Genomic DNA, 13746 nt, shown 5'->3' with positions numbered 1-13746 from the left:
GCCTTTTTTAATGCACATTATATGATTAACGCTTACTGCTCGGCGGGCTCGAACCTGGGCTGCACAAAGCGGCGGGACGGATCGATGAGCACGTCGTCGCTCATGAATTCCCGGCCCAGCAATACCGGATAAAGCATGCGGGTGCGATCTTTAAGGGTAAATTCCACCTCTTTCACCAGCCCGCCGACCTGCACCGGCAGCACCACCACAGGGCGACGATCGGCCTTTTTGCTGTTGGCCTGGCGAATTTTCACATAACGGCTCAGCGGCACCTTCAACCGGGCACTGTGACGCTCATGATGGAAATTAAAGCGAATCCAGGGCTCACCTTCCCGCTCGAACTCCTCAATCTCGGTCGCGGAGAGCGACGAGGTCTTGGCTCCAGAGTCAATACGCGCCTTGACGCTTTCTTCCAGCGCCGGCAACCACAGCCATTCCACACGGCCAAGTAACCACTTTTCATCTATTTTCACGTCTTCACCATTTGCCGCCTGGGCAGAAAAACCAGGGAGCAACAACATCATACTCGTAAACCATACTACCAGACAGCCCCGTTTCATCGGCACTCCTCACGCGTCGGCTTTTGTCGTCATCCATTTTAACCGGGCTCGAACATCCGTGAAAATGGGAGAAAAACAAAATTTTGTGAACACCGACATCCAGCAGGTATGCTTGGCGGTTTCACCGTTGGACGACCGCATGAACTGGGATCCCGATTTTACCGCGCGCAATGCCATCCTTGCTCAGCTGGGCACCCTGCCGGACCTTGACGCCAGCGGCTGGCCCGATATCGTCACCCTTAACCAATGGCTGGCCCCGGACCTGCCGGTGCGCTTTATTGGTGATGATGCCTTTGCCACCCTGGGTTGTTATTACGAAGAAGCGGTGGCCCGGGGGCTGGTGCCCACGCGAGAGGCTAACTGGCATGATTTTTTCGGCGCCATTATCTGGCATCTGTTCCCACAAACCAAGACGCTGCTGAACCGGCTGCACATGGAGCACATTGCCGAGGTCGGCGCGAGCCGGCGCACCCCCCGCCGTGACAGGGTCACCCATTTCGACGAGTGCGGGCTGGTGCTGGCGGTGCCCGCCACCGACGACATGGATGATCTGCTGCTGGCCCATGACTGGCACCGCCTGTTTCTGGAGCACCGGGCACGCTGGGGTCATTGCTGGCAGCCGTTTATTTTTGGCCATGCGCTGTATGAGCAGGCGCTGGATCCCTTTATCGGCCTTACCGCCAAGGCGGTGGTGCTGCCCATGGCCGAGGGCTTTTTTGGCTTGCCCCGTGCCGAACAGTACCCCGTGCTGGACCGGCACCTGTGCGAACGGCTGCAGGCTAGCGCGCTGTTCGACCAGCCCAGACCGCTTCGTCCGCTGCCGCTGCTGGGCATTCCCGGCTGGTGGCCGGCCAACGAAGATCCGGCCTTTTATAACAACACCGACTACTTTCGCCCGCGCCGGCAAAGGTGATTTGAATCGGTTTTTTTCATACACTTGGCGCCCTTGCACTGGCTAGGGTGTCGCAACACCCGCCCTCGGCGGCGACAATAGCATGTTCAGTATTCCCCAGAGGATGAAATTATGTCCGGGCACGATCCCGTTTACGATACACAGTTCAAATCCCGTTACCTGCACCCGCGCTACTGGCCAACCTGGCTGGCCATCGCGCTGCTGTGGCTGTTGGCCTGGATGCCGGCCCGGGCACGGGATGCCGTTGCCAGCGCCTTTGCCCCGCTACTGGTAACATTCGCCAAAAAACAGTGCTACATCGCCCGCACCAATATTCGGCTGTGTTTTCCCGACCTGTCCGACGCCGAAGTGGAGGCCATGTTGCTGCAGTCCATTCGCGCCGGGCTGATGGCCTTTTTCGCTTACGGCGAGTGGACCGCCCGCAGCCGCGATTACCTGCAGGGTCGCTTCAAGGTGCACGGCCGGGAGCATATCGACGCCTGCCTGGCCGAGAACAAGCAGATCATCTTTATGATCCCCCACACCTGGGCCATCGACGCCGGCGGCCTCTACCTGACCTCCCTTGGCATGCCCATGTGCACCATGATGCACAGCGCCAAGAACGAGGTATTCGACTGGTTTATGACCCGTCAGCGGACCCGCTTCAACGGCATCGTTTATGAGCGGGATGCGGGTATCAAGGCCATCATCAAGACCATTCGCGACGGCAAGCACTTCTTTTACCTGCCAGATCAGGATCACGGCCGTGAAGCCAGTATTTTTGTACCCTTTTTTGCCGAGATGAAGGCAACCCTGCCAGCCCTGCCCAAGCTGGTGAAACTGACCGGAGCTCGAGTGCTGCCGGTGCTGAGCGTGTACAACAGTGAAGCACATCGCTATGAACTGGTGATTCGCCCGCCCATGGACCCCTACCCGACCCCAGATCTCACCGCCGACACGCGGGCCATGAACGCCGAAATAGAAGCCCTGCTGAGCGAGTGGCCCGAGCAGTACATGTGGTTCCTGAAATACTTTCAGACTCAGGTCGACAGCCGGGAAGGCCGTTATGAGGCAGGTATTCGCAAAATAAGGAGGCGCTGATGGACTGGCTGCACTACGCCGGCATGGTGGCGCTGGGCCTGCTGATCCTGTGGGCCGTGGCCTGTGTGGATGACTGGCTGGCTGCCAGGGAGAAGCAGGACTAGCGCCACAGGTTGGGACAAGCCCGGCGAATCACAACCTGCCATGTCACCTGCTCCCAGGCGCCGATTGGGAGCAGGTCTCACTCACTCCCCTCGACGCCTCAGTCCCTGTCTTATGCAGGGAAAAACAGGAACTTGGCCCCAACCAACAGCAAAAATACCGCGAAGCCACGCTTGAGCATCACCGCCGACAGCTTGTGCGCCAGAATGGCGCCCACTCGGGCAAAGGGCATGCTGGCCACGCTGATGCCGATCAGCGCCGGCAAATAGACATAGCCCCAGGCTTCGCTCGGCAGACTGTCGTGATCCAGGCCATGCACCACATAACTCAGCGCCCCCACCAGGGCAATGGGAAAGCCACAGGCAGACGACACCGCCACCGCCCGTTGCATGGGCACCGAACACCAGCTTAAAAACGGCACCGTCAGCGAGCCACCGCCAATGCCGAAAATGCCCGAGGCCCAGCCAATCACGCCCCCCATTGCCACCTGCACCGGCTTGCCCGGCAATTTGCCGCTACCGCTCGGCATCAGGTTGAACAACATCTGTGCCGCCATCAGCCAGGCGAACAGGCCAATGACCCGCTGCAGCTGCAGCCCCGACATGTTGTCGGCGGTGTATCCCCCCAGCCAGGCGCCGATCACGATGCCCGCCGAGAGCATGGCCGCCAGCTTCCAGTCGATGGCGCGTCGCTGATGATGGGTATGAATGGCGCTGAGCGAGGTAAACATGATGGTGGCCAGTGAGGTGCCCACCGCCATATGGGCCACCAGCTCGCCACCAATGCCCTGCAGGTTGAAACTGAAGATCAACACCGGCACGATAATAAGGCCGCCGCCCACGCCAAAGAGCCCCGCCAGGGTGCCGGCAAAGGCTCCCAGCACCATATACATCAACCAGGTCATGTTCGTTCCTTGAAAAGAATAAAAAGAAGAAAAGGCTGCATAAGCTACCCAAGACGGGCGCAAAGGAAAAGGGGGAATGTGATTTAAACTGCCATATCGTTATTACGACAAAGGAACATTATCCGCTCGAAAGCGAGTAATGGAGCCTGATGCATGAAGTACTTTACTCTGCAGGCAATACTCGCGGAATGTACTCCGCCTCGAAGGCCGGAATAACCGAGGCAGACCGGCATCAGATCGGGGCCCGTCCCAGGCTTATCACCACTCGACGGTTGCTGTCTCGCCCTTCCGGAGTGCTGTTATCGGCCACCGGCCGGCGCTCACCATGGCCTTCCACCCGAATGCTGATCTCCGGCAGGCCCAGCTCCAGAAAACGATCTCTGATGGCCTGGGCTCGCAGCAGCGACAGCTGCTTGTTATGAAATTCGGTGCCAAAGCTGTCGGTATAGGTGTTGATCACCACTTCCCCGATATTGGGATCGGCACGTACATAGTCGGCAATCATCGCCAGCCGCTCACGGGAGTGCGGCGTCAGCTCGTCGGCGTTATTGACGTAGTTGAGCACACTGAAGGCGATGTCTTCAAAGCCATAGGGCAGCAGATTGTGCTGACAGTCCAGAAAGGCGGCATAGCGGGCGCGAAAATTCACCGACGACAACCCCACCCCCGTGGTTCGATCGCCGGCGTACCAGTCACGGAAATAAAAGGTCGGCCAGCGCCCCTGGCTAAGCTCGTCGAGCATGATCCAGGCGTTCTGTTGCTCGACCAGGGCGTCGAACTGCTGATAAAAGGTCACCTGACTGATGGCACGCGCCGCCCGTCCGGGCTGCCAGTAGGGCGACTCGCTGCGCAAGGTAGCCTGGCGGGTGGTGGGCATGGCCCGCAGCGGGCTCAACTCAAACACCAGGTTCACCTGCTTGCCGGCCCGGCTCACAAAGGCGCCGCTACCAAAACCGGGAATGCCGTGCTCAAGCCGGCATTCCACCGCCGAATCGGCGGCCAGCCGCCAGCGGGAATGATCCAGGCTCGCCACATAGGTACGGGGCTGGGCCCAGCTTGCGGTGCTGAGCACCAGCCCCGTTACTGCCATGAGTTTGCGCACGCCAACTGCCTCTTGTTACAACCTGCTACTGTTATCGACCCGCCACTGCGCTTCTTTAGCCGGTGCCGGTATAAACGCCGAACTTTTCACCATGGGCGCGAATGTCCCGCATCAGCAGGGTCTTTTCTTCCGGTGATAACCAGCTGGCCTCCACCCCGTTCAGGGCCAGCTGCAGCAACTCTCTGTCGGTCATGCCCAGCCCCTGCTGCAAGGCGAGAAAGTTGGCGTTCATGTAACCGCCGAAATAGGCCGGATCGTCCGAGTTCACGGTGACACACAGGCCCGCCTGCAGCAGCTTTGCCATGGGGTGATCGGCCATCGAATCCACTACCTTGAGCTTGAGGTTGGACAGCGGGCACACCGTCAGGGGAATGCGCGCCGCCGCCAGCTCGTCCATCAGTGCCGGATCTTCAATGGCGGCCACGCCGTGGTCGATACGCTCCACCCTGAGCAGCTCAAGGGCGTCGCGTATGTATTGTGGCGGCCCCTCTTCACCGGCATGGGCCACCAGCCGGTAGCCTTGCTCTCGGGCCAAAGCATAGGCCCGAACAAATTTCTCCGGCGGGTTGCCTTGTTCGGCCGAGTCCAGCCCCACTCCCGCCAGCCAGTGCCGGAACGGCTCGGCCTGACGCAGGGTGTCGATGGCCGAGGCTTCCGGCAAGTGCCGCAGGAACGACAAAATCAGCCGGCTGCTCATGCCCCAGTCGTGACGGGCCTGCTCCAGCGCCCGGTGCAGACCGGTGATCACCACCGAAAAGGGCACGCCCCTGTCGGTGTGGGCCTGAGGATCGAAAAAGATTTCCACATGGCGCACATTCTCGCCATGGGCCCGGGCCAGGTAGGCATGGGCCATATCAAAGAAGTCCTGCTCGGTCTGCAGTACGCTCATGCCCGCGTAGTAGATATTCAGAAACGACTGCAAATCGTCAAAGTCATAGGCCGCCCGCAGGGCGCTTTCGTCGGGGTAATCCAGGGTGATACCATTGCGCCGGGCCAGGGCGAACACCAGCTCGGGCTCCAGGGAGCCTTCAATGTGCAGGTGCAGCTCCACCTTGGGCAACTGTTCGATAAATGCAGACATGTGCTGTCTCCTCAAGCTCACTGAATTACTTCATAAAGATAACAAAGAATGGCACCCTGCCCCTCGGCTTTTGGCACCGCAAACCAAAATCCGTGATCGATTCGCAACATGGAGAACACGCCTCATGACCACCCTGTTCAAACGCCTGCTCGGCTGGCTGGCCGTGTTGCTGGTGCTGGTGCCTCTGGCACTGACCCTGCTGTACCGGGTGGTGCCGGTGCCGGTCACGCCACTGATGGTGATCAGGTTGTTTGAAGGCGAATCCCTGAAAAAAGACTGGCAACCCGCCCCGCGCATCTCAAACCAGCTGAAAATGGCGGTGATCGCCGCTGAAGACAACAAGTTCTGCCGCCATCACGGCTTTGACTGGGAAGCCCTTGGCGATGTGCTGAGCGAGGCCGCCGACGGCGGGCGACTGCGTGGCGGCAGCACCATCAGCATGCAGACCGCCAAAAACCTCTACCTGTGGCCGGGGCGCAGCTACACCCGCAAGGGGCTGGAAGCCCTGTATACGCCCATGCTGGAGCTGCTGCTGCCCAAGGAACGCATTCTGACGCTATATCTCAATATCGCCGAGTTTGGCCCCGGCATCTATGGCGCCGAGGCGGCGGCACAAGCCTATTTCAATACCTCCGCCGCCCGGCTCAGCCGTTATCAGGCGTCACTGCTGGCGGCGGTGCTGCCCAACCCCCGTCGTTTCTCCGCTGGTCGGCCATCGGCCTATGTGCAGCAGCGGGCGGCGGCCATCTCACGACGCATCAATGGCCTGGGTGGCTGGCTTGAGTGCATATAAAGGCTGACAAAAACCTTAACGCTGTCATGAGTCTGTCATATTCTGGCAACAGAGTGGATATCAGGCCGGCATCGCAACCGGCACGAAGGAGAACCAATGCAAAAAACCAATCTTATCTGCGATATCGACGGCGTCATTCTGCACAACAATGACCTGATCCCCGGCGCCGATGTCTTTGTTCGCCGAGTGCTGGAGCAGAACATCAACCTGCTGTTTCTGACCAATTATCCGGCCCAGACCCCGAAGGATCTGCAAAACCGTTTCTATTCCGCAGGCATCGAAGTACCGGAAAACTGCTTTTATACCTCGGCCATGGCCACCGCCGACTTTCTCAAGCGCCAGAGCGGTGAAAAGGCCTACGTCATCGGTGAAGGGGCATTGATTCACGAGCTGTATAAGGCCGGCTTTACCATTACCGACATCGACCCGGACTTTGTGGTGGTGGGCGAAACCCGCAACTACAACTGGAGCATGATCCAGATGGCGGCCCGCTTTGTGGCCGACGGCGCCCGCTTTATCGCCACCAATCCCGACACCCACGGCCCCCAGATGCACCCGGCCTGTGGCGCCCTGTGCGCCCCCATTGAGCGCATGACCGGCAAAAAACCCTTCTATGTGGGCAAGCCCAGCGCCTGGATAGTCCGCGCCGCCCTCAACCACATGGATGCCCATTCGGAAAACACCCTGATCGTGGGTGACAACCTGCGCACCGACATTCTCGCCGGCTTTCAGGCCGGGCTGGAAACCGTGCTGGTGCTGACCGGGGTCAGCCAGGTGGCCGACATCGACAAGATGCCGTTTCGCCCCCAGCACATTTACAGCTCGGTCAACGAAATCGACCTGTTCTGAGGCGTTGTGCGGCAGTGCCTGCCGTCCTTTCCTGTAAAAACCGGCTTCAAAGCGGCCGCCTTTGTTGACAAGGTGCGGCCTGAACGGGACTATATCGTCCATCACTGAAGTCGGTTACAACCTATAACAAGCGCATCATGGATCCCGTTTTTATTGCTGTCGCCTTTGGCTGCGGCCTCGCGATTTACCTTATTGGGCTGCCGCCGCTGATCGGTTTTCTCGCCGCCGGCTTCGTGCTCAATGCCATGGGCTTTGAGCCCAATGCCACCCTGGATACCCTGGCCAACCTGGGTGTCACCCTGCTGCTGTTCAGCATCGGGCTCAAGCTCGACATCAAGACCCTGCTGCGCAAGGAAGTCTGGGGCACCGCCACCGGCCATATACTCTCCTCCACCGCGCTCTTTACCCTAGTGCTGCTTGGCATCAAGGCGCTCGGCTTCGCCCTGGCCCAGGAGCTGCACTGGCAGCAGGCCATGCTGATGGCCTTTGCACTCAGCTTTTCCAGCACGGTGTTTGCGGTCAAGGTGCTGGAAGAGCGCAGTGACATGAACACCTTCTATGGCGTGGTCGCCATCGGTGTGCTGGTCATGCAGGATCTGTTCGCGGTGGCCTTTCTCAGCATATCTGCCGGCAAAGTGCCCAGCCCCTGGGCCCTGGCCCTGCTGGTGGCGCTGCCGCTGCTGCGACCGGTGTTCTGCCGCATTCTGGAGCGCTCCGGTCACGGTGAACTGCAGACCCTGTTTGCCATCTTCCTGGCGCTGGTGGTGGGCTATTACGGCTTTCAGCTGGTGGGGCTCAAGGGGGATCTGGGCGCGCTCGTTATCGGCATGATGCTGGCGTCCCACTACAGTGCGGCAGAGCTGGCCAAGTCCTTCTTCAACATGAAGGAGCTGTTTCTGGTGGCGTTCTTCCTGAACATCGGCCTGAACGGCATGCCGACCCTGGATACCCTGTGGATCTCGCTTATCCTGCTGCTAGTGCTGCCGCTGAAAAGCCTGCTCTACTACAAGTTTTACCAGCGCGGCTTTTTACGCCCCCGCACCTCGCTGCTGGCTACCCTCAGCCTGAGCAACTATTCCGAGTTTGGCCTGATCGTGGCGGCACTGGCGGCCCAGCAGGGTATGCTCAGCAATGACTGGGTGATCGTGGCCTCCATCGCCCTGGCGGTGTCCTTTGTGGCCTCGGCACCGCTAAACGCCAACAACGAGAACATTTACCGCCGGCTGGTGCACCGGCTGTCGCCCCGGGATCCCAAGCGGCTGCACCCCGACGACATGCCCATACAGCTGGGTGACGCCAATATTCTGATCGTGGGCATGGGCCGCATTGGCCAGGGTGCCTATATGGAACTGGAAAGCGTCAACCCCCACAAAAGGCTGGTGGGCATCGACTCCGACGAGAAGAAAATTCCCCTGCTCAAGGAGCTCAATATCAATGTGATCAAGGGCGATGCCTCAGACTCGGATTTCTGGGACAAGACCAATATCGGCAGCCAGCTGGAGTACATTTTCCTGGCCATGCCCAACCATGCCGGTAACCTCTACGCCCTTGAGCAGATTCGCCACGCCAATTTCACCGGCCGGGTGGCTGCCATTATTCGCTATCCGGAAGAAGGCGCCCAGCTGCGTGAGCTGGGCGCCGACGATGTGTTCAATATCTATGAGGAAGCGGGCAGCGGCTTTGCCCGTCACGTGATCGAGCACACGGGCTGACTTTGTGAGGGGGTGAGGTAAGTCACACCACCTTCCCCCTTACTGCCATCAGTGCCCGCCTTCGTCCTTGTCGTAGGGGTATTTTACGTGGCCAAAGCGAATGGCCAGAATGGCCAGCGCCAGCACCAGGGCGGCACCGGCCACGGTGATCAGCCGCCAGTTGTCCATGCCCTTCATGTCGAGGATCAGGTAACGGGCCAGGGCCACGATGGCGATATAGAGCGGAATGCGAATGGGCAGCTTGCCTGAACGCAGGTAGATAGCCACCATGGCCAGCACTTCCAGGTAGATAAACATCAGCAGCAGATCTGCCAAGGTAACCGTCCTGGCCCGCCACATGGTGTTTACTTCTATGCCCACCGCCACCACGGTGGCAATGGCCACAATAATCAGGCCGACATGCTGCAAGGCATCCAGCGCCCGGCTGCCCAGCATTCTGTTGTTACTCATTCAACTTAGCTCCTTTTGGATACAGTACGTTCAAGTCACCCACCGCGGTATTTCGCCAAACCGGTGCCGGGATTCGGCCTTGTTACCGGACAGGCAGGCACCTATAATACTGCCTGCCTCGTCAATGAAGCTTATAAAAAACTACACTTTTATGAAATTTTTGCATAGCGGCGTTACGCCACCCTAGCCCCGGATCCCCGCTTTCGCCGCGCCTTGCGGTGTCTTTTGCTCGCTAGCTGCGAGCGTTCTGGTGTACCCGTTTACAACCTGAACCCCATGTCCCAAGCACCGGCCCGGCATGGACTGTTATTACCCCAACCTGGAACCCACACCATGTTATCCAGTCTCAAGCAAACCTGGTTTTTCAACGTGCGCGGCGATGTGCTCGCCGGCCTGGTGGTCGCCCTGGCCCTGATCCCGGAAGCCATCGCCTTTTCCATTATCGCCGGCGTTGACCCCAAAATTGGCCTGTATGCTTCGTTCAGCATGGCAGTGGTGATTGCCTTTGCCGGCGGCCGGCCGGGCATGATCTCTGCCGCCACCGGCGCCATGGCGCTGCTGATGGTCACCCTGGTAAAAGAGCACGGCCTGCAATATCTGCTTGCCGCCACCCTGCTGTGCGGCCTGCTGCAGATCATCATTGGCTACCTGCGCCTGGGCGAGCTGATGCGCTTTGTGTCCCGCTCCGTGGTCACCGGCTTCGTCAACGCCCTGGCCATTCTGATCTTCATGGCCCAGCTGCCGGAGCTGACCAACGTCACCTGGCATGTGTATGCCATGACCGCCGCCGGCCTCGGCATCATCTACCTGCTGCCGCTGGTGCCGGTGGTGGGCAAGCTGCTGCCTTCCCCCCTGGTGTGCATCGTCAGCCTGACCATCATCGCCATTGCCTTTGGCATTGACGTGCGCACCGTAGGCGACATGGGCGAGCTGCCCGACACCCTGCCGGTGTTCCTGTGGCCCGACGTGCCGCTGAACCTGGAGACCCTGGCCATTATCTTCCCCTACTCGCTGTCGCTGGCCATCGTCGGCCTGTTGGAGTCGATGATGACCGCCACCATAGTGGACGATCTCACCGACACCAAGAGTGACAAGAACCGTGAATGCAAGGGCCAGGGCCTGGCCAACATCGGCACCGGCCTGCTCGGCGGCATGGCGGGCTGCGCCATGATTGGCCAGTCGGTGATCAACGTTAAGTCTGGCGGCCGCGGCCGACTGTCCACCCTGGTGGCCGGTGTGGTGCTGCTGATCCTGGTGGTGTTTCTCGGCCCCTGGGTATCACAAATTCCCATGGCCGCCCTGGTGGCGGTGATGATCATGGTTTCCATCGGTACCTTCAGCTGGGCCTCCATTCGTGATCTCAACACCCTGCCCAAGAGCAGCAGCCTGGTGATGATCGCCACCGTGGCCGTGGTGGTTTACAGCCACAACCTGGCCTGGGGCGTGCTGGTGGGCGTGCTGCTCAGCGCCCTGTTCTTTGCCAACAAGGTGGGCCAGATCCTCTATGTGGGTTCAGACAAAGCCGCCGATGGCACGCGAGAATACCAGGTGGTGGGCCAGGTGTTTTTTACCTCCGCCGAGCAGTTTGTGGCCGCCTTTGACTTCAAGGAAGTGCTGGACCGGGTACGCATCGATCTGAGCCGTGCCCACTTCTGGGACATTACCGCCATCAGCGCCCTCGACAAGGTGGTGCTCACCTTTAAGCGGGAAGGCACGGAAGTGGAAATTATTGGCCTGAATGAGGCCAGTGCCACACTTGTTGACCGCTTTGCTGTTCACAACGACCCCAAGGCGGTAGAAAAGCTGATGGGCCACTGATGTCCCCTGCAACGGAGAAACAACAATGACGGAACAAGTACTGGCATGTATCGACGGCTCCGGCCATGCGGCATCGGTGTGCGACTGGGCCGGCTGGGCCAGTCAACGCCTCGAGGCCCCGCTCACCTTTGTGCATGTGCTCGATAAAGAGTCCGCCCCGGTGCAGGGCAACCTGAGTGGCAGCATTGGCCTGGGCAGCCAGGAGCAACTGCTGGCCGAGCTGGCCGAGCTGGATGAAAAACGCGGCCGGCTGGCCAAGGAGCAGGGCCGGCTGATGCTGGCCGCGGCGCAGGAACGCGCCCAGGCAAACGGCATTGAGCAGGCCGAAACCCTGCAGCGCCATGGTGCCTTGGTCGACACCCTGGTGGAGCTCGAGCCCACCACTCGGCTACTGGTGCTGGGCCGCCACGGCGAAGCCTCCGCCTCGGCCCATGCTCACCTGGGCAGCCATGTAGAGCAGGTGATCCGCGCCCTGCATCGGCCCATTCTGGTGACCCTGGGGGAATTTCGCGCGCCGCAAAAGGTGATGCTGGCCTTTGATGGCAGCGCCACCACCCGCAAGGGCGTGGAAATGCTGGCCGCCAGTCCGTTGTTCAAGGAGCTGGAGCTACACCTGGTGCTGGCCGGCGCCGATACCGACGACAATCGTGCCCAGCTGCAATGGGCTCAACAGCTGTTGGAGCAGGCGGACATCGCCGCGGTGACCACCATTGTGCCCGGCGAAGCCGACAAGGCCCTGACCGGCTACCAGCAACGGCATGCCATGGATCTGATGATCATGGGCGCCTACGGCCACTCCCGCATTCGTCAGTGGCTGGTGGGCAGCACCACCACCGCCATGATGCGGGATTCCCAGGTGCCGCTGCTGGTTTTGCGGTAACGCTGACGTCACTCACCGTGCCGGTTTGCATAATATGTCACCCCCGCGAAGGCGGGGGTCCATGTGTGAAGCGGCACAATTCCACAGTCCGGCGCCGCGTTTCTGGATTCCCACCTTCGTGGGAATGACGACAAAAGAAGCCGTGGGAATGATGACCACCGTAGCAGGGATGACGGTTGTTGTTGCCCCTCCCTGTTCTCGCTGATTCCGGCTCTTTACTCCCCTTCCGCCGCCATGCGTCTGAGCCAGCTGCACAGGCCCAGAGGGCTCAGGGTGGTCGCCTCCATAATCAACCGCCGGCCCAGCCACAGCGCCCGGCGCTGACAGGCTTCTCTGCCGTTATCGTCGGGAATATCATCCAGATCCGCCACATGGGCAACGCCTATGGTACGGCGAATCAGCTCGGTGCCGGCAAAGCCCAGCGTGTCCTGCCATACCCGTTGCACAAAATCGGCCACGAATCCCGGCTCACTCAGCAAGGGAGATTGAGTACCGCCGGCCTGTGCCACAAATGCCTCGCTAAACCCCTTCCACAGCGCGCGAATGTCCTCCACCCGGGCGAAACGGGCCTCTTCCGCCGCCCTGGCCTGTCGCCATCCCGGCAAGCCACAGAAGTTCAGCAACAGGTTGGCCACGACCAGTCCCACATCAAAGCCCATGGGGCCGTAAAAGCCGAATTCGGCGTCAAACACGCGGCATTCGCCTTCCCGTACAAACACCGAGCCGGTATGCAGATCCCCGTGCAGCAGCGCCTGAGCATCACACTGAAACCGCAGCCGCAGGCCGGCGACCTTGTGCTTCAGTGCCCGGTCGCTCCACAATTCGGCGGCGTCGGCTTCCAGCCCGGTCGGCACCCGGTTGCGCTCGTGATCCTGGTAAGGATCATTGAAAAACACCGTGTCGGTGGTCGCACACAATTCCGGATTGGCCAGCCGGGCCACCTCAACCCGTTTGTCCGCCGAGGGCAGGGCGAAATCGGAAGTGCCATACAGCACCTTGGCCAGGTGCCGGCCCAGGGCGGCGGCCACCCCTCGTGTGTTGTCGCCGACAAGCAGGGCCTGGCGCCAGACACGCCAGCCGCTTAGATCTTCCAGCAACAGGGCCGACTGCGCGTCGTCATGGTGCAACAGGGCCAGGGTACCCTCTGGGCTGAGCCTGCCGTGGCGCAACAGCACCTGCGCTTCCCGCGCGGCCCGGTGCCGGGTCAATGGCCAGCCCTCGCCGATGCAGCGAATGTAGGGCAGAGCCTGCTTGACGATCACCCCCCGCCCATCGGTAGCGGTCACTCGAAATACTCGGTTGAGGTTGCCGTCTCCTATTTCTTCGACAGCAAGTGCGGTAGTGCCGTCAAACCCGCCATAGTGACGTCGCGCAAAATCGATGGCGTCGTTCAGGGAAAACTCGTGATAGCCCGTCATGGTGTTCCTCCGCCGGAATAAGGATGCTGCCGCTAGCCTCCACTATAGATGCCGGCTTTACAAAGAAAATGGTTCATATGAGCC

At 60.3% G+C, this 13746-nt stretch carries 13 protein-coding genes; 7 read left to right on the top strand and 6 right to left on the bottom strand.

Annotated elements, in window-relative coordinates:
* Nucleotides 1–32: 32 nt before the first annotated feature.
* A complete protein-coding gene (locus tag OJHNALOF_RS08865) occupies nt 33–524 on the bottom strand; it encodes an ATP-dependent zinc protease (protein ID WP_165661775.1) in 492 nt (163 codons plus the stop codon).
* Nucleotides 525–699: 175 nt separating this feature from the next.
* Between OJHNALOF_RS08865 and OJHNALOF_RS08860 the strand changes: the two genes are divergently transcribed.
* Both OJHNALOF_RS08860 and lpxM read left to right on the top strand, forming a co-directional pair.
* Nucleotides 700–1473 (top strand): DUF3025 domain-containing protein, encoded by a 774-nt coding sequence (locus OJHNALOF_RS08860; RefSeq protein ID WP_165661774.1) that lies wholly within the window; start codon nt 700–702, stop codon nt 1471–1473.
* 111 nt (nt 1474–1584) lie between these two features.
* Nucleotides 1585–2553: a lauroyl-Kdo(2)-lipid IV(A) myristoyltransferase gene (lpxM, locus tag OJHNALOF_RS08855; protein WP_094199458.1), complete on the top strand. Its 969-nt coding sequence runs from the start codon at nt 1585–1587 to the stop codon at nt 2551–2553.
* A 214-nt stretch (nt 2554–2767) separates the two neighbouring features.
* On the opposite strand, the gene OJHNALOF_RS08850 is transcribed toward lpxM, so the two are convergent.
* The 3 genes from OJHNALOF_RS08850 to OJHNALOF_RS08840 all read right to left on the bottom strand — a co-directional run bounded on the left by OJHNALOF_RS08850 (nt 2768) and on the right by OJHNALOF_RS08840 (nt 5742).
* On the bottom strand, nt 2768–3559 hold the full coding sequence (locus tag OJHNALOF_RS08850) for a sulfite exporter TauE/SafE family protein (RefSeq protein ID WP_094199459.1): 792 nt from the start codon (nt 3557–3559) through the stop codon (nt 2768–2770).
* A gap of 232 nt (nt 3560–3791) precedes the next feature.
* Nucleotides 3792–4661, bottom strand: coding sequence for an OmpA family protein (locus OJHNALOF_RS08845; protein WP_094199460.1), 870 nt, complete (start codon nt 4659–4661; stop codon nt 3792–3794).
* Between the two features lie 55 nt (nt 4662–4716).
* Complete coding sequence (locus tag OJHNALOF_RS08840; protein WP_165661773.1) at nt 4717–5742, bottom strand: adenosine deaminase; 1026 nt, start codon at nt 5740–5742, stop codon at nt 4717–4719.
* Between the two features lie 124 nt (nt 5743–5866).
* Here OJHNALOF_RS08840 and mtgA point away from each other — a divergent pair, with 124 nt between their 5' ends.
* The 3 genes from mtgA (at nt 5867) to OJHNALOF_RS08825 (ending at nt 9096) form a co-directional block, all read left to right on the top strand.
* Nucleotides 5867–6535, top strand: a complete 669-nt coding sequence (mtgA, locus tag OJHNALOF_RS08835; protein ID WP_094199462.1) for a monofunctional biosynthetic peptidoglycan transglycosylase — start codon at nt 5867–5869, stop codon at nt 6533–6535.
* Between the two features lie 96 nt (nt 6536–6631).
* A complete protein-coding gene (locus OJHNALOF_RS08830) occupies nt 6632–7384 on the top strand; it encodes an HAD-IIA family hydrolase (protein WP_094199463.1) in 753 nt (250 codons plus the stop codon).
* A 137-nt stretch (nt 7385–7521) separates the two neighbouring features.
* Complete coding sequence (locus OJHNALOF_RS08825; RefSeq protein WP_094199464.1) at nt 7522–9096, top strand: cation:proton antiporter family protein; 1575 nt, start codon at nt 7522–7524, stop codon at nt 9094–9096.
* A gap of 48 nt (nt 9097–9144) precedes the next feature.
* On the opposite strand, the gene OJHNALOF_RS08820 is transcribed toward OJHNALOF_RS08825, so the two are convergent.
* On the bottom strand, nt 9145–9546 hold the full coding sequence (locus tag OJHNALOF_RS08820) for a phosphate-starvation-inducible protein PsiE (RefSeq protein ID WP_094199465.1): 402 nt from the start codon (nt 9544–9546) through the stop codon (nt 9145–9147).
* Nucleotides 9547–9879: 333 nt separating this feature from the next.
* Here OJHNALOF_RS08820 and OJHNALOF_RS08815 point away from each other — a divergent pair, with 333 nt between their 5' ends.
* Both OJHNALOF_RS08815 and OJHNALOF_RS08810 read left to right on the top strand, forming a co-directional pair.
* Nucleotides 9880–11364, top strand: a complete 1485-nt coding sequence (locus tag OJHNALOF_RS08815; protein ID WP_094199466.1) for a SulP family inorganic anion transporter — start codon at nt 9880–9882, stop codon at nt 11362–11364.
* Nucleotides 11365–11389: 25 nt separating this feature from the next.
* Nucleotides 11390–12244 (top strand): universal stress protein, encoded by an 855-nt coding sequence (locus OJHNALOF_RS08810; protein ID WP_094199467.1) that lies wholly within the window; start codon nt 11390–11392, stop codon nt 12242–12244.
* A gap of 215 nt (nt 12245–12459) precedes the next feature.
* Here OJHNALOF_RS08810 and mtnK read toward each other — a convergent pair whose 3' ends face one another.
* Nucleotides 12460–13662, bottom strand: coding sequence for an S-methyl-5-thioribose kinase (mtnK, locus tag OJHNALOF_RS08805; protein ID WP_094199468.1), 1203 nt, complete (start codon nt 13660–13662; stop codon nt 12460–12462).
* Nucleotides 13663–13746 lie beyond the last annotated feature (84 nt).

The organism is Oceanimonas sp. MB9 (assembly GCF_011319775.1).
Classification (GTDB): domain Bacteria; phylum Pseudomonadota; class Gammaproteobacteria; order Enterobacterales; family Aeromonadaceae; genus Oceanimonas; species Oceanimonas doudoroffii.
Note: the sequence above shows the minus strand (reverse complement) of the source record. Positions and strands in the feature narration are given on the sequence as shown.